16 protein-coding genes, 2 pseudogenes and 1 CRISPR repeat array (1 of these 19 running past the window's edge) are annotated in these 21,527 nt (G+C 46.5%); of the genes and pseudogenes, 15 read left to right on the forward strand and 3 right to left on the reverse strand.

All coding sequences use genetic code 11. The annotated features are described in order from the left end of the window. The 8 genes and pseudogenes from LG211_RS04925 to LG211_RS04955 form a co-directional block, all read left to right on the forward strand. Positions 1-759, forward strand: a pseudogene (locus LG211_RS04925) (hypothetical protein); the annotation flags it as partial. Then, positions 756-818 (forward strand): hypothetical protein, encoded by a 63-nt coding sequence (locus LG211_RS20105; RefSeq protein WP_417448592.1) that lies wholly within the window; start codon positions 756-758, stop codon positions 816-818. The pseudogene LG211_RS04925 and the gene LG211_RS20105, both read left to right, overlap by 4 nt. Positions 819-984: 166 nt before the next feature. Further along, positions 985-3,141, forward strand: coding sequence for a leucine-rich repeat domain-containing protein (locus tag LG211_RS04930; protein ID WP_269477079.1), 2,157 nt, complete (start codon positions 985-987; stop codon positions 3,139-3,141). 628 nt (positions 3,142-3,769) lie between these two features. Then, on the forward strand, positions 3,770-4,315 hold the full coding sequence (locus LG211_RS04935) for a TetR/AcrR family transcriptional regulator (protein ID WP_227755259.1): 546 nt from the start codon (positions 3,770-3,772) through the stop codon (positions 4,313-4,315). Between the two features lie 65 nt (positions 4,316-4,380). Further along, the gene (locus LG211_RS04940) at positions 4,381-5,919 is read left to right on the forward strand and encodes a xylulokinase (protein ID WP_148394916.1); all 1,539 of its coding nucleotides are present in this window, start codon (positions 4,381-4,383) and stop codon (positions 5,917-5,919) included. A gap of 16 nt (positions 5,920-5,935) precedes the next feature. Then, a complete protein-coding gene (locus tag LG211_RS04945; protein WP_269477080.1) occupies positions 5,936-7,378 on the forward strand; it encodes an aspartate aminotransferase family protein in 1,443 nt (480 codons plus the stop codon). 32 nt (positions 7,379-7,410) lie between these two features. Beyond that, positions 7,411-8,727 carry a RuBisCO large subunit C-terminal-like domain-containing protein gene (locus LG211_RS04950; protein WP_148394918.1) on the forward strand — a complete coding sequence of 439 codons (1,317 nt, stop codon included), beginning with the start codon at positions 7,411-7,413 and terminating at the stop codon, positions 8,725-8,727. Positions 8,728-8,811: 84 nt separating this feature from the next. Then, on the forward strand, positions 8,812-9,444 hold the full coding sequence (locus LG211_RS04955; protein ID WP_227755257.1) for an HAD-IB family phosphatase: 633 nt from the start codon (positions 8,812-8,814) through the stop codon (positions 9,442-9,444). 132 nt (positions 9,445-9,576) lie between these two features. Here the strand turns inward: LG211_RS04955 and LG211_RS04960 are convergent, their stop codons facing one another. Continuing rightward, positions 9,577-10,512, reverse strand: coding sequence for a DMT family transporter (locus LG211_RS04960; protein ID WP_253019614.1), 936 nt, complete (start codon positions 10,510-10,512; stop codon positions 9,577-9,579). 100 nt (positions 10,513-10,612) lie between these two features. Between LG211_RS04960 and LG211_RS04965 the strand changes: the two genes are divergently transcribed. Continuing rightward, positions 10,613-11,038 carry a LysR family transcriptional regulator substrate-binding protein gene (locus tag LG211_RS04965; protein WP_269477081.1) on the forward strand — a complete coding sequence of 142 codons (426 nt, stop codon included), beginning with the start codon at positions 10,613-10,615 and terminating at the stop codon, positions 11,036-11,038. Between the two features lie 115 nt (positions 11,039-11,153). Here the strand turns inward: LG211_RS04965 and LG211_RS04970 are convergent, their stop codons facing one another. Next, a complete protein-coding gene (locus tag LG211_RS04970; protein WP_269477082.1) occupies positions 11,154-12,341 on the reverse strand; it encodes a sigma-54 interaction domain-containing protein in 1,188 nt (395 codons plus the stop codon). Here LG211_RS04970 and LG211_RS04975 point away from each other — a divergent pair. Further along, a complete protein-coding gene (locus tag LG211_RS04975; protein ID WP_269477101.1) occupies positions 12,325-12,735 on the forward strand; it encodes an MFS transporter in 411 nt (136 codons plus the stop codon). The two genes, LG211_RS04970 and LG211_RS04975, sit on opposite strands and share 17 nt — an antisense overlap. 66 nt (positions 12,736-12,801) lie before the next feature. Here the strand turns inward: LG211_RS04975 and LG211_RS04980 are convergent, their stop codons facing one another. After that, a complete protein-coding gene (locus LG211_RS04980) occupies positions 12,802-14,454 on the reverse strand; it encodes a helix-turn-helix transcriptional regulator (protein ID WP_269477083.1) in 1,653 nt (550 codons plus the stop codon). A 208-nt stretch (positions 14,455-14,662) separates the two neighbouring features. On the opposite strand from LG211_RS04980, the pseudogene LG211_RS04985 reads away from it, so the two are divergent. The 5 genes and pseudogenes from LG211_RS04985 to LG211_RS05005 form a co-directional block, all read left to right on the forward strand. Beyond that, positions 14,663-15,280 (forward strand): annotated as a pseudogene (locus LG211_RS04985) (amino acid permease); the annotation flags it as partial. 25 nt (positions 15,281-15,305) lie between these two features. After that, positions 15,306-16,298 carry an APC family permease gene (locus LG211_RS04990; RefSeq protein ID WP_269477084.1) on the forward strand — a complete coding sequence of 331 codons (993 nt, stop codon included), beginning with the start codon at positions 15,306-15,308 and terminating at the stop codon, positions 16,296-16,298. Further along, entirely contained in the window at positions 16,295-17,752 is a 1,458-nt protein-coding gene (locus LG211_RS04995) for an aminotransferase class I/II-fold pyridoxal phosphate-dependent enzyme (RefSeq protein ID WP_269477085.1), read from the forward strand. The genes LG211_RS04990 and LG211_RS04995 overlap by 4 nt, the downstream gene beginning before the upstream one ends. Before the next feature lie 151 nt (positions 17,753-17,903). Next, positions 17,904-19,403 carry an NAD(P)/FAD-dependent oxidoreductase gene (locus LG211_RS05000; protein ID WP_269477086.1) on the forward strand — a complete coding sequence of 500 codons (1,500 nt, stop codon included), beginning with the start codon at positions 17,904-17,906 and terminating at the stop codon, positions 19,401-19,403. 619 nt (positions 19,404-20,022) lie between these two features. Then, on the forward strand, positions 20,023-20,325 hold the full coding sequence (locus tag LG211_RS05005; protein WP_269477087.1) for a YunC family protein: 303 nt from the start codon (positions 20,023-20,025) through the stop codon (positions 20,323-20,325). A gap of 178 nt (positions 20,326-20,503) precedes the next feature. Next, positions 20,504-21,527: direct repeats of the CRISPR family, unit length 32 nt; unit sequence GTCGCACCCTTTGTGGGTGCGTGGATTGAAAT (it continues 659 nt past the right edge of the window).

Here is a 21,527-nt window from a genome sequence, read left to right on the forward strand (position 1 = left end):
GGAAGCTTGGATGTCAGCAGCAATAAGAAGCTGGAGTACTTGTCTTGCAGTGATAATGCAAGCCTTACAAGTTTAACCGTAGAAGGAGCCGAGGCTCTGATTAAATTGTGGTGCTATAACACTGGGATAGGAAGCTTGGATGTCAGCAGCAATAAGAAGCTGGAGAACATGGATTGCGGTAACACTACAAGCCTTACAAATTTAAAAGTAGAGGGTGCTGCGGCTCTGAGTTTCTTGGATTGCGATAACACAGGGATAGGAAGCTTGGATGTCAGCCGCAATACGGAGCTGACGTACTTGAATTGCTCTAACAATCCACTTGCCTATCTGAATATAGGAACAAACAACAAGTTAACTAACGTATACAGTAGGGATCTGAAACCTGTAGAAGTAACGGTTACAAGCGATCGCTTTCAGATGGCGGATAAATTTGCTGGCATTGACGCCAATGCGGTTGATGATAAGTCGGTACGAGGTGCAGTTTACGACAAAACAAGCGGTACTATGAGTAATTACCGTGCAGGAACACCGATTACCTATACATACCATTGCGGTACATCATCTAGTGGAAAAGAGGAGACGATCGAGGTAACTTTGAACATTACATTGGGGAGTACCATTACCAGGACCTATACCGTGGAAGAGAAAGCGCCTTCCGGCGGCGTTAAGGATTCGGATAACAATCTGACGGTACAAAGACGGATAAAAAAGCGGCGCAGACAGGCGATCCTGCCAACGTTGGCGTGCTTGCCGCAATGATCCTGTTATCTTCCGGATGCATGTTCTTTCTCATAAGGAAAAAAGGACAGAAAAAATAGTTAAGCTTCGCAGTTAAAACGACCCGAACAGTAAGGCAGACCCTGTGAAACTGACAATTCTGCAAGTTTCACAGGGGTTTGATTTCTTTCGAACGAAAAGCCTGATAAACTAAAAAGATAACAGGCTTTATCGATTATATTGGAAACAAAACGGAGGAAAAAAGGAATGAAGGACAAGAAGAGAAAGACGGCAGTTATGGCAATGGCAGCAGTGCTCAGCGTCATGATAATCGCCAGCCCACTGGCTGTCACGGCACAGGAGACTGCCCCTGCTGCCCCAGCGATCACGCGGGACGGGAACGTACAGAAGGAAACCGCCCCAGCCATCCGCTTGCCGGAGAACCTGCGGGCGAAAGCCGGAACAGCATTGAAAGACGTGGCGCTTCCGGAACCTTGGACCTGGGCGGACGACAGCACAGTTATTACGGCAGAAACGGCAGAATATCCGGCCCGGCTTTGCGTAGATGACACCGCATATGATTACAGCAAGGTAGAGGGATATAATGTGGGGGGGTCTTACGTAGAGAGGATGGTTGCGGTCACTGCAGAAGCAGAGAAAGCAACAAATCCAGTAAAGGGGAAACCACGCGGATTGCCGGCAGATCCCCCGACAACCTATGATGCCGGCGATATAGCAATCAATGCAGACAACTTTCCGGACGCAGAGTTTCAGAAATGGCTAAAACAGCAATCTTATGGTACAGACGGAACGATTACGCAGGCAGAGATTGCTGCTATTACAAGGATAGATGTTCGAGGTAAGGACAAGATTAAAAACTTAACAGGGATTGAACATTTTACGGCTCTGGAGACCTTGGATTGCTCTTACACCGGGATCGGAAGCTTGGATGTCAGCCACAATAAGAATTTGACTGACTTGTATTGCTATAACAATGTAAGCCTTACAAGCTTAACCGTAGAAGGTGCTACGGCTTTAAAGATCTTGAATTGCTATGGCACAAGGATCGGAAGCTTGGATGTCAGCAGCAATAAGAATTTGACTGACTTGCAGTGCCATGGCAATGCAAGCCTTACAAGTTTAACCGTAGAAGGTGCTGCGGCTCTGAATAGATTGTGGTGCTATAACACCGGGATCGGAAGCTTGGATGTCAGCAGCAATAAGAATTTGACTGACTTGCAGTGCGCTCACAATGCAAGCCTTACAAGTTTAACCGTAGAAGGTGCTACGGCTCTAAAGATCTTGTATTGCTTTACCTCAGGGATCAGAAGCTTGGATGTCAGCAGCAATAAGAATTTGACTGACTTGCAGTGCAATGCCAATGCAAGCCTTACAAGTTTAACCGTAGAAGGTGCTACGGCTCTTAAGACCTTGTATTGCTATACCACAGGGATCAGAAGCTTGGATGTTAGCCGCAATCCGAATTTGACTGACTTGGATTGCTTTAACAATGCAAACCTTACAAATTTAAAAGTAGAAGGCGCTAAGGAGCTGGAGACCTTGGATTGCTCTTACACAGGGATCGGAAGCTTGGATGTCAGCAGCAATAAGAATTTGACTGACTTGCGTTGCTATAACAATGTAAGCCTTACCAATTTAACCGTAGAAGGTGCTACGGCTCTAAAGATCTTGTATTGCTATACCACAGGGATCAGAAGCTTGGATGTCAGCAGCAATAAGAATTTGACTGACTTAAATTGCTCTGCCAATGCAAGCCTTACAAGTTTAAAAGTAGAAGGAGCTGAGGCTCTGAAGATCTTGTATTGCTATACCACAGGGATCAGAAGCTTGGATGTCAGCAGCAATACGGAGCTGACGTACTTGAATTGCTCTAACAATCCACTTGCCTATCTGAATATAGGAACCAACAATAAGTTAACTAACGTATCCAGTACTGGCCTGAAACCTGTAGAAGTAACGGTTCCAAGCGATCGCTTTCAGATGGCGGACAAATTTGCTGGCATTGATGCCGGTGCGGTTGATGATAAGACGGTACGAGGTGCAGATTACGACAAAACAACCGGTACTATGAGTAATTACCGTGCAGGAACACCGATTAAATATACATACCATTGCGGTACATCATCTGGTGGAAAAAAGGAGACAATCGAGGTAACTTTGAACATTAAATTGGAGAGTACCATTTCCATTACAGAAAATTTGAACAATACCTATACTGTCGAAGAAAAAGCGCTTTCCGGCGGCGTTAAAGATTCGGGCAACAATAAGTCTGACGGCACAAAGACAGATAAAAAAGCCGCACAGACAGGCGATCATACCAGTATTGGATTGCTTGCTGCAATGATCCTGTTATCTGCCGGATGCATGTTCCTTCTTACAAGAAAAGAAGAACATAAAAAATAGCTAATCATCGCATTTTAAAGTTAGGGCGGATATAAAAAAGTGTGAATGACGGCAGCAAAGCTCCCTATTCACACATGTCGGTCGCAAGGTACTTTCTTTGAAGTATACGGAAATATTGCTTTATGCGAAAAGGCGATATTCCCGATACTATAAGAAAAGGGAGATACACATGTTACATGTTCGATCTCCCTTTTTTTGTGCTGTCCTATCTAAACACTTTCGTATACGTTGAATTAGCTGTCATATCCGTTACAATCGGACAATTCTCCGGAATTTCAACTCCCATAAATGCGGTTGTTCCACTGTCCGTATTGAATCGATCAGTAGAACACGTCTCGCCGGCTTTGTAAACACCATATCCCAGAGTGGGAGAAGACGGTTTTGTCCGGCATTTGCGCCGATGGTCTGCTGACGGCTGGTTTGATTGCCCTAGCTTTTCATGATAACAAAGAATTTTTTATTGAGGTGTTTTTATAGGACGTTTGATTCATGGAATTGGCACGATAAAAAAATCGATTAAGAGGTATTTTTTTTAAATACCTCTTGACTATTTTCGAAAAAGTGAGATAATTAGACCATAGTCCAATTGGACTGCAGTCCAATTTAAGAAAGGCAGATGGGAAAGCCTATGGAACTTGGAAAAAAAGAATTGACTAGGCGCACGATCATGCGTGCGGCCAGAGGGGTATATGAGGAGAAAGGGGTTGAACAGACAAACTTTCGTGATATTGCCGAAGCGGCCGGGGTTTCCCGCAGCACAGTTTTTAATTATTTTGCGGGCAGCAACGAATTGCTGACAGCTTTATGCAGCAGGGAAATCGATGACTTGGAGCAGGCATACCGTGAGAGCGGTTTTCAAGGAAAAGCGGCAATTATCTGCATCTTTGATAAATTTATTGAAGATACCGCCCGCTACCCGCAGCTTGTGACCCAGATTATTATCAGCGCAATTACAAGCGGCATTGCAGATAATCCGCTTAAATCGATTGAAGGACTGATCGCCAGAAATTTGGAGCAAGAGACGGACAGCGAAACAACCATGCTTTTGATGGGGGCTTATTACGGATTGATCAATCATTATCATTTGTATGGCAAGACATTTGATGGTGAAGCGATGAAAGTGGAGATGAGAAGGATGATAGAGCGGATAATCGGGGAGCCGCATCATGGTTAAATCCAACCAAACGAGCGGCGCAGGGGCTTGCTCTCTTGGGGATTGAAAGCATAAGGAGGAAAACAATGGCAGTGAAGGTTATTACTTACGACGTTGGAACAACTGGTATGAAAGCCTGTATGTTCGATATTTCTGCCGAAGACAGCGTACGGTATGTTGCAGGCGAAACCGAAGGCTATGAACTCCATGTCTTGAAAAACGGCGGCGTCGAGCAGGAGCCGGACGATTGGTGGCAGTCGATGGCAGTTGCCACGAAAAAGCTGCTCGGGAAAACGGGCGTTGCAAAGGAGGAAATCAAAGGGATTTCTTTCTGCTCTCAGTTTCAGACGGTCGTCATGGTAGATGAAAATGGCACACCGCTTCACAGAGGTATGAGCTGTATGGACAGCCGGGCAGATAAGCAATTTAAGGACCGCATGAGCACAGGAATCAAAGTAGAAGGCCTGGATATCATCAAAGTACTAAAATACCTGAAGATTACTGGAGCTGTTTCGGCCAGTGCCAAGGATCCGGCATGGAAATATCTGTGGATAAAAGAAAATGAGCCGGAGGTCTTTGACAAAACTTATAAATGGCTGGATGCCAAAGAGTATCTTACCTGCCGTGCTACCGGAAAGATGCTCGCCAGCAAAGATGACGCAGGGGGCACATTTCTATATGACGTACATAAAAATTGCTGGAGCCCGACCTTGTGCAAAATGCTGGGAATCAATATGGAGCATCTGCCGGAAATCTGTGATTCTACCGATGAGGTGGGTAAACTTTTGCCAAAGGCAGCGGAAGAGCTGGGGCTGGCGCAGGGAACTTCAGTTATTTCCGGCGGTAGTGATGTCAGCCTTTGCTCGGTAGGTGCAGGCTGTGTGGAGGTTGGAGATGTCCTGGTCTACTCAGGGACCAGTGGGTGGGTCGCGACTACGGTTGATAAGCTGCACCTGGACCTGAACAATCTGATTGGCGCGCTGGTAGGTGCCGACCCAGAGACTTACAACTATATTGCAGAAGTTGAAACTTCCGGCAAGTGTATCGAATGGGTGAAAGACCGTATCGACCAGATGGAGATGACCTATGACCAGATGATTGATTATGTCAGAGAGTCTCCTGCGGGAAGCAACGGCGTAATTTTTTCCCCTTGGATGCATGGCAACCGCTGCCCGTTTGATGACGCAAATTCCAGAGGTGTTTTTTTCAACCTGGATATTACAACCAAAGGCAGTGACTTGATGAAGGCTGTTATAGAAGGTGTGTGCATGCATATGCTCTGGCTTCTTGAAGCGACCGAAAAGACCTTTAAGACCAATCCGGTAATCCGCTTTTCCGGCGGAAGTGCCATCGCGCCGTTCATCTGTCAGGTCATGGCCGATGTTTTAGGCCGGGACGTGGAGACCATCGAGAATCCAAGACAGGTAGGGGCCATGGGAGCCGCGGCATTGATGGCAGTAAGCTTTGGAATGCTTGAAGATATCAAGGAGATCAAAAAGATCATCAAGGTCAGCGCCACCTATAAACCAAATGCTGAAAACCACGCAGTATATCAAAAGATTCTGCCAGTGTTTAAGGAATTATATAAGAACAATAAAAAGAGTTTTGCCGCATTAAACGGCTAAAAGGAGGTACAAGAAAATGGAAGCAAAGTACGGAGTGTCCCGTTGGCCGGACGAAAAAGAAGTTTTAAAAAAGATGGAGAGGCTGGTAAACGAGCCCCTTCACCACATTAAACCGGAAGCCATGGCCAAATACATGAAGCATTTTGAAGAGAAGTGCCAAGGCTCCAAAGCGATGATTGAAGAAGCAAAGAAGGTTGTTCCAGGCGGTATACAGCATAACCTGGCCTTCAATTATCCGTTCCCGCTGGTAGTAGAAAAAGCAGAGGGCGCATATCTTTACGATATTGACGGCAACCGCTATGTAGATTACCTGCAGGCAGGCGGTCCAACGCTCCTTGGAAGCAATTACGAACCTGTTAATCAGAAAGTGTGGGAAGTGGTGAAAGAATCCGGGCCAGTTACAGGAATGTTCCACCCTTATGAAATGAAACTGGCAGAAAAAATCCATGAATGCATGCCGTGGGTAGAGATGTACCGGTGCCTGGCCAGCGGTACGGAAGCGGACATGGTGGCAATCCGAATTGCCCGTACCCATACCGGAAAGCAGAACATTATCAAGGTGGGAGGCGCATACCACGGATGGAGCGACCAGCTTGTATATTCCCTCCATATTCCATATACCCAGACATTCGAAGCCCACGGAATTCCAAAGGAGGCTTCTCAGAATACAAAAGAATTCTTCCCTGGCGATCTAGACGGTCTTCGCAAGGTGCTGGAAGAAAATGAAAAGAACGGCGGTACGGCGGCCGTAATCATCGAGCCGTTCGGACCGGAAAGCGGAACTCGTCCGGTAGCAATGGACTTTGCTGCTAAGGTACGGGAACTGTGTGACGAATTCGAGGCCCTTTTGATCTTTGACGAAGTTGTAACCGCATTCCGTGTGGGACCTGGCGGTGCGCAAGGGTTCTTTAATGTAAAATCGGACCTTACCGTATTCGGTAAAATCGTCGCAGGCGGATATCCGATGGCCGGCGGCGTAGGCGGAAGCGCAGAAATCATGTCCTGTGTGGCCGCAGGCGTAAAAGCCGGCAAAAAGAAGGCTTATGTAGGCGGTACGCTGACAGCCAACCCGCTTAGCTGCGCAGCAGGATATTTTGCCATCGACGAAATTATCAAGCAGGATGCAGCGAGAAAAGCTGGAGAAAACGGCGACAAGCTGTGCGACGGAATCCAGGCCCTCATCGACAAATACGATTTGCCGTTCGTCACTTGGAACACCGGCTCCATCGTCCACTTTGAGGTTTCCGGCGTCATGTACCTCAGTGCGGCTGACCCGGACATCTTCAAGAAGATTCCTGAACGTCAGCACTATATCGAAGAGTTTGGCGCTGCCCTGACTGCAAATGGGGTCATCACCCTGGCCGGCAGCAGAATTTACACCAGCATGGCCGACAACGACGACACCATTGCGGAAACACTGGCTGCATTTGAAGAAGTATTCAGTAATATTGAAAGATAAAAAATTCTATCACGAATTTAGGAGGTAAATTTATGATTCGTAAATTAGACATGGAAAACCTGACCTACGCATTTCCGGAAGTGGCATTTTCGGAAGATTATGTGATTGCAACTTACCAGGCAAAGGTACAGACTTCCCACATTGAGAAGCTGGCAATGGCCATCGCAGCAGAACAGACTACCGGTACATGGATCAAGGTTGGAGCCGATTCACTGGAAAAAACCAAGCGCTTTGGCTCTAAGCTGGTTGCGCTGTATGAAGTTCCGGATATCGGCTGTGACTACAATTCTGACGAACCGCCGATCTATATCATTCAGGTGGCTTATCCGATGGAAAACTTCTCCACCAGCATGTCCGCCATTGAGACCATTTTATTCGGAAACATTTCTGCTTCCGGTATGATTCGTTTGATTGACGTGGCATTCCCGAAGAAGTTTATCGAAAAATTCCAGGGACCGAAGTTCGGCGTGGAAGGTATGAGAGAAGTGCTGGGCGTCAAAGACAGACCGCTGCTCAATGCGATGATTAAACCGAATATCGGCTGGACGCCGGATGAAGGGGCAGAACTCTTCTATCGCGCCTGCAAAGGCGGCGTGGATGTCATCAAAGATGACGAGCTGATGCTGGCTGACGGACCGTTCTGCCCGCTGGAAGAACGTGTTTCAAAGTTCATGGCCATGGAAAAGAAGGTCTATGAAGAAACAGGAGAGCATAGCTTATATGCAGTAAATATTTCGGACAGCACGGACAAAGTAAAAGAAAACGCATACAGAGCGCTGGAAGCAGGCGGAAACTGTCTCATGGTCAATGTTTATACCACAGGACACGATACGCTGAAAATGCTGGCCGATGATCCGAACATCAATGTACCGATCCTCGCCCACGTCAACTTTGCAGGAACTATGGCAGCTTCCACTTACACAGGTATCGCAGCTCCGCTGATGATTGGTAAGCTTACGCGTCTTGCAGGTGCGGACTTCCAGATCAACGGCCATCCGTTCGGTAAATTCCCTGTTTCCCACAAGGTATTCTATCGCTGCTTCAAGTTCTTCACCCAGCCGTGGTGGAACATTAAGCCGATGATGTATGCATGCTCCGGCGGAACGACGCAGATGGCGGTTGAAAAGATTATCAAGGAAGTAGGCACTGACGTAATGCTGGCTGCAGGCGGCGGCGTCCACGGTCATCCAAATGGCAGTGAAGAAGGGGCAAAATCCATGCGTCAGGCGATCGATGCGGCGCTGCAGGGCATTCCGGTTACAGAATATGCAAAGGATCATGTGGAATTGGCAAGAATGCTGGCATTCCTCAATCCTGACCTGAAGAAGAATTTTGACTTGATGCTGTAATTTCAGATTGATAAAAATGGGGCTGTTATCCAGCCCCATTTTGGTAAGAATAGATCAAAATGATCGAAAACAGAGGTGAATGCATTGTACAAAAATATTGTATTTGTGGATTTTGACGGGACCATCACCACCGAAGATACTTTGACGGGAGCCATCCTTCCTTTCGTAGACCGCCAGGAATTCCTGGAGTATAACGGCAAGCTGGAAAAAGGGGAGATGACCCTCAGCGAAGTTGTCCGGTACGCCTATGACGGCAGGCCCGCAGAGTGGATGCCAAAAATGTTGGAATACATCGATACGGTTGAAATCCGTCCCGGCTTTGAGGAGTTCCTCGACAAGATGGCGGAGCAGGAGATTCCGGTTGTCGTTATTTCCGGCGGTTTTCGCCAATTTTCCGAGCGGAAGCTGGCCCCGTACATGGATCGGATCACAGCTCTCCACACGGTAGAGATGACCGTGGAAGGAGACGAAATCAAACTGGTATCCCAGTACGACGACGGCAACGAACTGCTGAAAAAAACCGACGTGATGAAACTTTATCAGTATGAACACGCAATCGGAATCGGCGACAGCTATACGGATAAAAATATGGCCCAGGCTGTGGACAGCTGCTTTGCCAGGGATGTACTGGCAAAATATCTGGATCAGATTGGAAAACCGTATTACCCTTACGAGGATTTTTATGAGGTCATGAACGGCCTGAAAGAAATCTTGTAGCGTTTTTCTCACAAACAAGTTTTAGATTACGGAAAAATAGGGGTTGCCTTGGAAAGGATGAAGGGGAGTGTTCTGAGATATGGTAAAATGTCACAGAGTTTGGCTGCCTTCGTCATCCAAGGCGACCCCATATTATTTTTCCAACCCTTCTGATTTTTTCTTAATATTCGCGATATAAACGCCTGCGATGATTACGACAGCACCAATGATCTGTGATATTGAAAAGATTTCATCCAGTATTACAGCCCCGGCAACAGCTGAGACAACCGTTGAGATACCGATGAAGGACGAAGTGCGATTCACACCAATCGTTGCAATCGCAACATTAGATAGAAAGAACGCAATCGCAGAGCATCCAATGCCCTGATATAAAATGGCAGCCAGAAATCCCATATCGTAAAATGGCAGGCTGAGCATATTCTTCAAATTCCCATTTAAGCCGCCTTCGATAAAGGCGAGGAGAGTAAAAACAATAGCACCGCATATAAGCATAGCGTAGGTTATTTCCATGCCGGAAAAGTCTGACGCTTTTTCGACGTATACACTGTACAGTGCAAAGCAGACAACTCCCAGAAGAAGACATAGATAGCCAACTAACGAAAGGCTTGATGACATACCAACTGCCAGTACCGTAATAAGGACACCGACTAATGTTATTAGTATTCCCAGAATCTGAGCCTTTGTAGGCCGCTTGTGGAGGATTAATGTGGAGGCTGCCAAAGAAGCTACTGGTATGCATGCGAGGAAAACTCCGCTTTCAGATGCGGTAGTGTGACTGATTCCCATCGTCTCTCCGATAAAATATATAACAGGATTAAAGATTACGATAGCGAATAAAGGCTGGAGCTTTTTTCCCCTTAGATTGATCTTAATAACGCCTGTGGCTGCAAGGAGGCTCATAACAATAAAAGCGATAAAAAACCGCCAGCCAAGAAGAGATAAAGCGCTTGCGTCATCCGTAGCATTCTTCGTGAAGACATAACTGAGCCCATAAAGGGTTTCAGCCGTTAAGGCGCAAAGACATCCGATTATTAAATTGTTTTGTTTTCTATTTTCTGTATTTTTCATTTCACTGATCGATTGGCTTTCTTTTTCTGTATATCAATATTATAATATACAGGCGCAGTAAAGTAAAACTGGAGTTACTTGATATAATAGCAAAGTAAACTTGACACCTTGTGAAAGGAGAAAACCAAATGGAGATGAGCCGGATGTGGCTGTTGTGGCAGAAAATCATCCCATGGCAAATGAAACGGTTTTTCCTGCTTCGGAAATGGAAAATTATCCGTTTATCGGATATCCGGAAGAAGAGGCTCCATTTGTGTATAAAAAGGCGCGAGAGCTTGGCATTAAATTCAACCAGGTGATGACGGTAGATAATGATTATGGAAACCTTTCGATGATAAGCCAAAATTTAGGGTTTGGAATTTATCCGCGCATGATAGCTGAAAATTGCAGATTTCCAGTTAAAGTGATCCCGATTGATCATGGCTCATATACCCCAATATCGCTGGGAGTCAGGTCATACGAAAACGGTTCCCTTGCTGCTAAGGCATTCGTAGATTATGTCTTAAGTTTGGATTTTTCGTTGTAAGTGGAAGCTGTATCCCGTGTATTAATAGGAAAAGGAGGGGGAATCGGATGAAGAAAAAAGCTGTTATTCCGGTTGGATATGAAGATTTGAAAGAAATCATCAGGAGAGGCATGTATTACGTGGATAAAACCATAATGATCAAAGAACTGCTGTGGACGACCAGGATCAGCAGGTGGATAATGGGTATTTGTTTGACGGCTTCGCCATCGCCTCCTGCGGCCGGAGTACCTGGCTCACCAGAGCAGTATGCGGTCTTCAACTTATCGCTGAAATCTGCTAAATAGCCTGATTTTGATCTGGCGTATACCATGTTAAAATAATCGATCGCGGGGAACACGATCGAAAAATATGTACTCAAGCCCTCGCTCTTATAGTGCAGAATCAGTTCGTTTACCTCACGTTCTTTTTGATTTTTCCAAGAATGGTCTAATGGAGTATCGATGACGGGGCCCTGATCTTCTGTCATTGAATAACAATATCGAACATCGCGGGATAGAATATTATCATCGGCACATAACAGGATAATACGCTCGATCAAGGTTTTCAGCTGTCGGACATTACCATTGAAAGGCAAACGCAGCAGTTCATTGTATGCCTCTGTGGTAATGTTTTTGTTTTTGTTGTATTTTTGATTGAATTCTTGAATAAAATGATAGGCTAAAAGAGGGATATCTTCTTTGCGTTCCCTTAGTGGAGGAATATGGATCGGTATAATGTTCAATCTATAATAAAGATCTTCTCGGAAAGTATGATCTTGCACCATTTTCTCCAGATTTTTATTTGTTGCGGCTATAATTCTTACATCAACCGATATGTTTTTCATACCGCCGATTCGCCTGACTTCACTTTCCTGTAAGACCCGCAGTAATTTTGCCTGTAGATCCATTGGTAGTTCTGCAATCTCATCAAGAAATAATGTGCCGCCATTTACGGATTCAAAGATGCCGGATTTTCCTTTAGGATCGCTGTTGGTAAAAGCGCCTTTCTCATAACCAAAAAGCTCGGATTCCAATAGGTTTTCCGGAATGGCCGCGCAATTAAGAGCGATATAGGGTTTTGTATTTCTGTTGCTTTCCCGAAAGATAAGTTTGGCAACCTCCTCTTTGCCTGTCCCTGATTCCCCTGTGATCAGTACGGTGCTATTAGAATCTTTGATATAGTTTATCAATGTTTTGATTTCTTTCATTTTTTTGTTCTCAAAGATAAATTCCGTATCATTGCCCCTGGAAGTCAGAGTGCGGCGGTATATGGAGTTGATATGATCCTTTACCGTAGGAGCTCTTATTATCGGCAAACTGTCCATGGGATGGATCAGTGATAAATTCGGTGCGAAAGCAGGTGCGATTTCCGCTTGTTTGATTTTCTCCGGAGCTTTTTTATCACTTGCTTTATTACCTATAAACCCATGGATATTTATTCCTTTTGTAATCCTCTGCTACGGAATTGGAGGAGGTGGTATTACGGTTAATCCTCCACTGATGACGAATCGTTTATTCGGAGAAAAAGATTATGGTAAAATCATTTCGGTACTTACCATGGGAAACAACATAGGCGGTGCATTTGGTGGAACCGTTGCAGCCTGGATTTTCGATGTTTCAGGCAGCTACCGGGCCTTTTGGATCATAGCAGCCACAGCGATGATCGTAGCGGCCGCAGCAAGAATTGCAGCATTCCGAATAAAAAAGAAGTATGAATAGCATCAGGCGAGCGTTTACGTCTGCCTTTAGAAATTTATACTGACAGCTAAAAATCCGAGAAACAGCTTAACAATGAATAAGCGTTCCAAACAAAAGGCTTCCTGGCTTTACCTCAAAGGAAGCCTTATATTTTTTGCGCATGGTTATGCGTTTAAATTGGGTTTTAATAGGGGAGCTTTCATTTATTTTCCGCTTATCCTCTTCCCCCAGATTGCTTTCCAAGTCCAGCTGCTGCCATAACTCATAAAACGCAAAGGCGTTTTCCAGCGTTTGATGGGTCAATTTATAGCTTGCTGCGCACAAAGGAAAAGTAACTTCATAGCAATGGGCGGCTTTCCCGTCTTTTCCAAAAAAAATCCAGGCATAATCATCCGCATCCTTCAAAACAATGGCGCCTTTGTCGCAGAAAAAGATCTGGCCGCTGAGACCTGTCAGAAACTGCATGAGATAATAAAGCGGTTTTATAAGGCCATTTTCCGTGACCATACCGCCTGCCGGAGCGTGATCGAAAAATGGGATGCTTTTAGCTTTATTATGGGTCAGGGCATGAAGAAACTGCTCCGCCTCCTTAGCTGGTGAATAGCCGTTCCTGTAGGTATCAAGTGAAGGGACTTTCTCCCGGTCTTCAAAAACATAGTTTGCTGTTTTGTTTCTTTTATAAAAAGCCATAAAGAGCTCATCAAGAAAACTTTCGGACAAAGAATGGTTATTGACCATAATACTTGGGACATGGAAAGCCGCTTTGCTCTTGGGCAAGCTTTCCAAATCAAGGACTGTGACGCCGGGCTCGTTTGCCAATGCACCCCCATCCAGCAATACATTGAACTGTTCCAGAGGAATTTCCTCAATGACAGGAGAACAGGAAGCGAGCGTTTTATCTCGATAAAGCTCCCGGTATTTTTTCGGATGCATTCCATACCATTTTATAAAATGTTCTACATAATATTTGGGTTTGGAGAATCCCGATTCCATGGCCAGTTGGGTAATGGAAACCGTGCTGCCAAGAAGGCGGCGCTCCGACATTTCCACCCGCACCATGTTGAGAAAGTTTTTAAAGCTCTGGCCCGTATAGCGGCTGAACATATGGGACAAGTAATCCTTATTCAAATGTTCTTTGCCTGCCAGTTCCTCCAGGCTCAATTTGTACGGATAGTAATCATAGAGATAATCGACGATCCGGGCAATACGGTCCCTTTGGGTGACATCCCCGGTGATGGCGCCTTCGAAGGTTTTGTCGTCACCATCCACTCGAAATCCACGAAAATTCTCATAGAGGTTATCGATCAGATTTGTGACAGCATGATCGATTCTAGCCTGGTAGCCGTCGTGTTTTCGGTATAATTCGGATAAAATGCGAAAAATATCATTTCGCAGCTCAATCTTTTTTTGGTAAGTAACTAAATTTTTGTCCACCTTTGTGGTGAAGATTTGGCAGTGCAGATCCGGGTAGCGGTCGATCAGAGACTTTGTATTGAGGCTGATCACAAGGACCAGGTTGTCCTCCGAACTGCGGATAATGCCGTGGAGATCACCGCCGTGGATGAAATGAATATCGCTTTCTTCCAAGTGATAAGTATTGCACGTTAACTTCAGATCAAGAAAGCCTTTCATGACACAGAGAAGCTGAATGTCATCGTTGTAATGCAGCGGATATTCCTGCACATGATAAAGTTTCATGTTCACTGGCAGATCGTTTTCATATTGAATCGCTTCAAACATACCAATACCTCCAAAGGGCATAATCGTGAAAAAAAGGACAAAGATGCGCTCTTTCATTATATCATACCGGCAGATCTCTGTCACAAAGAGGTTTTTTGCGGAAACTCTTTTTAATAAGACCATCTTTAGAGCGGGTAAAGGATAGCTTTGCTGAAAAAGAATGAATAGAATGAATTGTAAGAAAATTTAAAGGAGGCGATTCGTTGTTATGAGCACAAAAAACCAAGGCGTAGGCGCTTTGAAAAAACACAAGGTAGGATTATTGTCCGTGGTAGCAATGCTTTATTGCGCTTGTGCGGCCGGGGCTTTTGGCATCGAAGAGATGATAACCGAAAGCGGACCGGGACTATCCATTCTGATGCTGGTCTTTTTTCCCTTTGTGTGGTCGGTTCCCATCTGTTTAGGGGTGGCGGAGCTAGGCTCTGTGCTGCCGGGAGAAGGAGGACCCTTTGTCTGGATCAAGGAAGCGTTCGGCGAGTTCTGGTCCTTTATGAGCACCTTTCTTTTCGGTATTTCATTCTATGTAGGCAATGCCATATTCGTTGTTCTGTCCGTGGGATATCTTTCTTATATTGTTGAACTGACTGTCTTGCAAGAAGCCTTGATAAAGCTGTTTTTTGTGATTATCTTCACGGTTATCAATCTCATGGGCGTCAAGGAAGTCGGCAAGGTCAGCGTTGTGCTGACGGCGCTTGTATTATTGGCGTTTGCCCTTGTGGCAGTGGTGGGTTTTGCCAACTGGAACCAGAATCCGATGGAGCCGATGATCCCCCAGGGCAGCGGCGTCATGGAGGGAATCGGCGGTTGCGCGGCCATTTGCGTATGGATGTATACCGGCTCTGGCGGGCGAAATGGAAAATCCGCAGCTGATACCAAAAGCAACGATTATCTCTTTGCCGCTGGTCACGCTGACTTATGTGCTGCCAACGCTGGCAGGCTTGGCGTCTGTGGGAAACTGGGAAAACTGGACAACGGACGGAGCGACGGGAGGAGTCGGCTATTCCACCGTTCTGACAGAAAATATAGGACCGTACATGGGTTTATTCTTCTGCGTGGTTGCGATTGCGTCAAACCTGGCCATCTTCAACAGCCAGATCGCATCGGGGTCGAGGGGATTCTTCGTATTGTCGGATGCCAATCTTTTCTCCAGATTTATGAGCAAGGTATCAAAGAACAAAGGTGTGCCTTACGTAAGTATTCTTGTATATTCAGCTGTGACAATCTTATTGCTCAAGTATGATTTTACGGCCCTTGTTTTGCTGGAGGTAGCTTTCAGCCTGGGAACTTACGCGCTAGTGGCCCTGTCCTTGCTGCGAATCAGAAAAAAGATTCCGCTGGAGCAGAGAGACAAAGCCTTGTTCAAAGTTCCCGGAGGCAAGCTGGGCTTGAAATACTGCGGGTATACGCCAGCTGCGGCTGCTGCTTTTGTCATGCTGATCAATGGAACCGACTACTTTCTGGGAGGGATCATGCTGCTGCCCCTTGCTGTGGTTTTTTATATCTTTTTTAAAAAATGTTATGGCGGCTTTTATAAAGAAAATCCAGTTTTATATCCCATCAACCCGGCGACCGGTCTTGCTGCCGGCGATATTGTCAGGATCGGGGTGTTCGGCCTGTTTGTCGGCGTATATTCCATGATCAGCGTACCGTTTCTAAGATGGTACGAAGGCGGTTGGGGCCCTGAATATTATGCCCAGACCTACGGAACAGGATTCTTGAGCGATTTTGACTGCATGCTCAACATTCTGCTCATCTATGGAATCGTCATGACTTTGGTCGGCGCTGCGGTCTTTGCCGTTGGACGGAAAAAGGATCATTGTTTAGCAAAGGAGTTGGTATCATGAGTTTAGATCAAAATAAAACACCATTATTTGATGCGATCATCGCTTACACAAAGAGGGACATTGCGCCGATGTTTATGCCGGCCCATATGATGGGCAGGGCCATAAACCCCAAGTGGACGGACTTTGCAGGCGAAAATATCTTTAAAATGGATATCTGCGAGGTGGACGGATTGGATGATTTGAACGAGCCGGACGGGGTTATCATGGAAGCGCAGAGGCTGGCTGCCCAAGCTTGGGCAGCCAAGGAAAGCTTTTTCATGGTAAACGGCACTTCCGGCGCAAATATCGCAGCCATCTGCTCGGTGGTTTCGGAAGGAGAAACGATCATTGTGCCGAGAAACTGTCACAAATCCGTCATATACGGACTGATTATCAGCGGCGCGGTACCTGTTTTCGCATTCCCTGATGTGAGCGATGAGCTGGGGCTCATTGGAGGCATGGATCCAGCTGAAATCGAAAGGGTCTATGGAGAACACCCGGAAGCAAAAGCGGTCCTGTCAGTCGTGCCCACTTATCACGGCGTATACAGTGATCTGAATGCGATTTCAGAAATTGTACATATGCGCGGGGGCGTTCATATGGTCGATGAGGCCCACGGCAACCACGTGTACTTTCATGATAAATATCCGGCCGGCGGACTTCGCTGCGGGGCGGACCTTGTAACACAGAGCACTCACAAGGTCTCCGGGTCCCTGTCCCAAAGCTCCATGGTCCACGTGAACAGCGATCGGATCGATTTGGACAGGCTGCGCTTTAACTTACAGATGGCCCAAAACACAAGCCCGTCGGCGCTGCTGGAGGTTTCGCTGGATCTTGCCCGCCATTATATGGCCGTGCAGGGGGAAGGTGTTCTCCAACGGGTCTATAACCTGGTCGAATACGGAAAAGCGGAGATTGAATCCATAGAAGGATTTTCGGTTCTTGATCGGCGCATTGCCGGAAGCTGTCATATTTTTGATATGGAGCCGGGAAGATTGGTCATTTCCGCAAAAGACCTGGGCGTTACCGGTTATGCGCTGGAGCGCGCGCTGATCGATGATTACGGCATACAGATCGAATTTTCGGATAACTTTTATGTGGTCTGTATGGTCGGCCTGGGTGGAACGCGCTCTGATTTGGACAGACTCATTGCCGCGTGCCGGGAGATATCCGTCCGGCACAAAGGAGAAGCGCCCCTTGCCAAATGGAGGAATAAACTGCCCAAAATGGCGGAGGCCGTTATGACGCCCCGTCAGGCATATGTGTCCCAGACGGAAAAGATTCCATGGGAAGATGCCTGCGGCCGCATCAGCGCTGAGATGATCGTGCCTTATCCGCCGGGAATACCGGCCATTTGCCCGGGAGAAAGGATCAATGATGAGATTCTAAGATTTTTAGGGGATCAGAATGAGCAAGGAAGGCATCTTCATGGGATCCACGGCGGCACGTTGGATATGGTCCGGGTTGTAAAGTGAAAGAAAATGACAATGCTGGCTTGATACTGTCCGGCTCTTTATGTATCTTGTCCGCGGAAGGATTGTGCGATATAATAGTGCTGTCTTTGAAAAATTACGGGGTCTGCCCTGGAAAGGATACGGGGAGTTGATTTGCCCCGGACAGCAAAAAATGTATAGAATTCATCAAATTCGTTTAAAACCGGGAGAGGATCAAAGCCTGATCCCACAAAAAATAAAAAAGAAAACCGGGGCGGCTGTCACGGATTGGATTATCCGCCGGGAGTCGGTGGATGCGAGGGACAAAAGCCGCATCAGTTTGGTGTATACGGTGGACTTTTCCTGTGATAAAAAGCTCAAACTGCCTTTGGCGCCCGATCTGACCTATCAATATGCAAAGTCGGGAAACACTCCCATGAGCGAGCGTCCGCTCATTGTTGGGTTCGGTCCCTGCGGAATGTTTGCGGCGTTGATTTTGGCAGAGATGGGCTACCGGCCTATTGTTGCTGAGCGGGGGCGGGCTATGGAGCAGCGGGTAAAAGATGTGGAGCGGTTCTGGCAGACCGGCCAGCTGGACGAGGTTTCCAATGTGCAGTTTGGAGAAGGCGGCGCAGGGACCTTTTCCGATGGAAAGCTGACGACAGGCATCAAAGACCCAAGAATTTTTAAAGTGCTGGAAACCTTTGCGGATGCCGGAGCCAGCCGGGATATTTTGTACAAGCATAAACCCCATATCGGAACGGACGTGCTGCGCCGCGTGGTTGTAAATCTGCGCAAAAGAATCCAGGAACAGGGCGGCGAAATTTTGTTTGAAAGCCAAGTCACGGATTTGCTGGTGTCGGACGGTGAATTGCATGGTGCAGTCATCAATGACGGGCCGATTTTTCATACGGAGCATTTGATTCTGGCCTTGGGCCATAGCTCCCGGGATACCTTGCGCATGCTCAGAAAGCGGCGGCTTCCAATGGAGCAAAAACCCTTTTCCATCGGCGTCAGAATCGAGCATCCTCAGGAATGGATCGACAGGGCTCAGTACGGGGACCCGGCTCTGGCGGAGCTGCTTGGCCCGGCGGATTACAAGCTAAGTTACCATTGTGAAAATGGGAGAGGTGTTTATACTTTTTGCATGTGCCCGGGCGGCGAAGTGATTATGGCTGCTTCACAGAAAGGAATGACGGTGACCAATGGGATGAGCAACCACGCGCGGGACAGCCGGTTTGCCAACAGCGGTCTTCTGGTAGATGTGAGAACTTCTGATTTCCCATCCGCCGATGTGCTGGCAGGGGTGGAATTTCAGGAAAAATATGAACGGATGGCATTTGAGAACGGCAATCCACCGCGCACAACCTGGGGAGCCTTTTCGGATAAAATGAATCCGGTGGCAGCCAGCCTTCCTGATTTCGCAGTTCAGTCGATAAAAGAAGCTATGCCTCATCTGGGGAAGAAACTGCGCGGGTTCGATAATCCAAGCGCAAGGATGACCGCTGTGGAAAGCCGCAGTTCTTCTCCGGTCCGCATCTTGCGAAACGAGGGGATGGAGTCTGAAATTCAAGGTATTTATCCGGCCGGCGAAGGTGCGGGATACGCCGGTGGTATTATGTCGGCGGCCGTAGATGGGATTAAGGCTGCTGAACAGATTATCCGTAAGTGCCGCCCTCCCGAAAAGGAGTGAATGGAAAGACGTATGTCGTGTTCCAGCAGTGAAAGCGGAATTTCAATATGGGGGGTGCGTGGGTTGAAATAGCTTCGGAGATCGAAAGCTTCTGGGTAATCGCAGTCGCATCCCTTACGGGGTGCGTGGATTGAAATAGTTTTAGGAATGGATGTAATAGTAACAGATGCCGTCGCATCCCTTACGGGGTGCGTGGATTGAAATAAAGATGAGATAACGACAAATGCCCAAGGTGAAGCGTCGCATCCCTTACAGGGTGCGGAGATTGAAATTTGATCCGAGACTGTTCCCTGCTGGACTTGGTAACTGGGAAAATTTCATGAAAATTTTGTACTTTTTTCGCAAAGTTGTGGGCCAGAGAGGCCTCATATTGAGAAAAAGGCCGTCTGGCTGCTCGAAGTTTAATTTGAGAGGGCTCAATCGTTGAAAAAGGCGTAAATTTTAAAAAGATTGTTCTGTTTTTTCCAAAGGATAGCACTTCCATTTAAAAAGCATGATTCACTCTCGCTGGTCAGAATGGTATTTTGAAAATTGCTTGCCGCATCAGTGGTTTCATATGTTACAATTAAAGAAATAACGAATATTTTGTAAATAGGAAATGAATGAAAGGATTGAAATTATGATAAAGATTGAATTGCTAAACGTTTCCGGACAAACCATACAAGGGCTTTCGATCAAAGAACCCGGCGGTGAAGGACACCCCAATATGCTGATTTTACTTTGCAAAAGGGGATATATTATGTGTGGATATTTGAATCAAGCCGCAGCGGAAAAGTTTAGCGACGCCGCTGCGATCATCAGTGGCAGCAGCTTTGATGAACTGTTGGAAAACACTGTAAAAACGGTAACTCCCGAAGCTGAAAAACTGGGTGTTACCGTTGGGATGAAAGGCGCAGAGGCTGTTGTAAAACTAAACGGATAAGGGAAATTGTAAATGCGAGGTGCGAAAGGCAAGCGAACATGGATTCCCTGGGGCTTTCGCACCTAGAATAAGCTGAATTTAATCGTAAATTGTAAGAGATTTGGGAAAGTAGTTTGAAAACAAGTAGAGTAAAAGCAAAATAGTAATAAATATCGGAGATATTTTTAACAGTTTTGCAGTCGCACCCTTTGTGGGTGCGTGGATTGAAATCAAAAGGAACAAGAAGGCAACGGGAATAACAATAGTCGCACCCTTTGTGGGTGCGTGGATTGAAATCATTATTGCAGAGTATATCATGAAAATTGGAAGCGGTCGCACCCTTTGTGGGTGCGTGGATTGAAATTAAGTCATAGAAAGGAGTTGTAAGGATGCCGGAGTCGCACCCTTTGTGGGTGCGTGGATTGAAATAAGCGGAATCTGAGAAACTGGCACAAGAGAAACGGTCGCACCCTTTGTGGGTGCGTGGATTGAAATATTGACGGTATCGCGGCAAGCATCGCCTCTGTCATGTCGCACCCTTTGTGGGTGCGTGGATTGAAATTGGAAGTGGTGGATGAAGCAGAGCACATTTACAAGTCGCACCCTTTGTGGGTGCGTGGATTGAAATATTTCTTACCATTGCTTGATTACAATCTGCACAAGTCGCACCCTTTGTGGGTGCGTGGATTGAAATATCTATAAATATGATTCTTCGATTTAAAAATTGGTCGCACCCTTTGTGGGTGCGTGGATTGAAATATTTGGCACCTGGTTGTTCGTACTGGGACTTATGTCGCACCCTTTGTGGGTGCGTGGATTGAAATCTTTTATCTCAAACATTTTCCTCTTTCCCAGCTTGTCGCACCCTTTGTGGGTGCGTGGATTGAAATCAAATTACTCTCGATAATAATATGGAAGATAAGGTCGCACCCTTTGTGGGTGCGTGGATTGAAATTGTTTATGGCAGACAAAATAGTGCAGTACCGGCGTCGCACCCTTTGTGGGTGCGTGGATTGAAATTCAGGAATACCTTGACGGTTTAAACCTGACACAACGTCGCACCCTTTGTGGGTGCGTGGATTGAAATACGCTTTATCTGTGAAAGCTCTGACACTCTAAGACGTCGCACCCTTTGTGGGTGCGTGGATTGAAATGTGACGTACTTGCAGATATACCGGGAAACTGCGACGTCGCACCCTTTGTGGGTGCGTGGATTGAAATAA

Source organism: Hominibacterium faecale, assembly GCF_020734085.1.
GTDB classification, from domain to species: Bacteria; Bacillota; Clostridia; order Peptostreptococcales; family Anaerovoracaceae; genus Hominibacterium; species Hominibacterium faecale.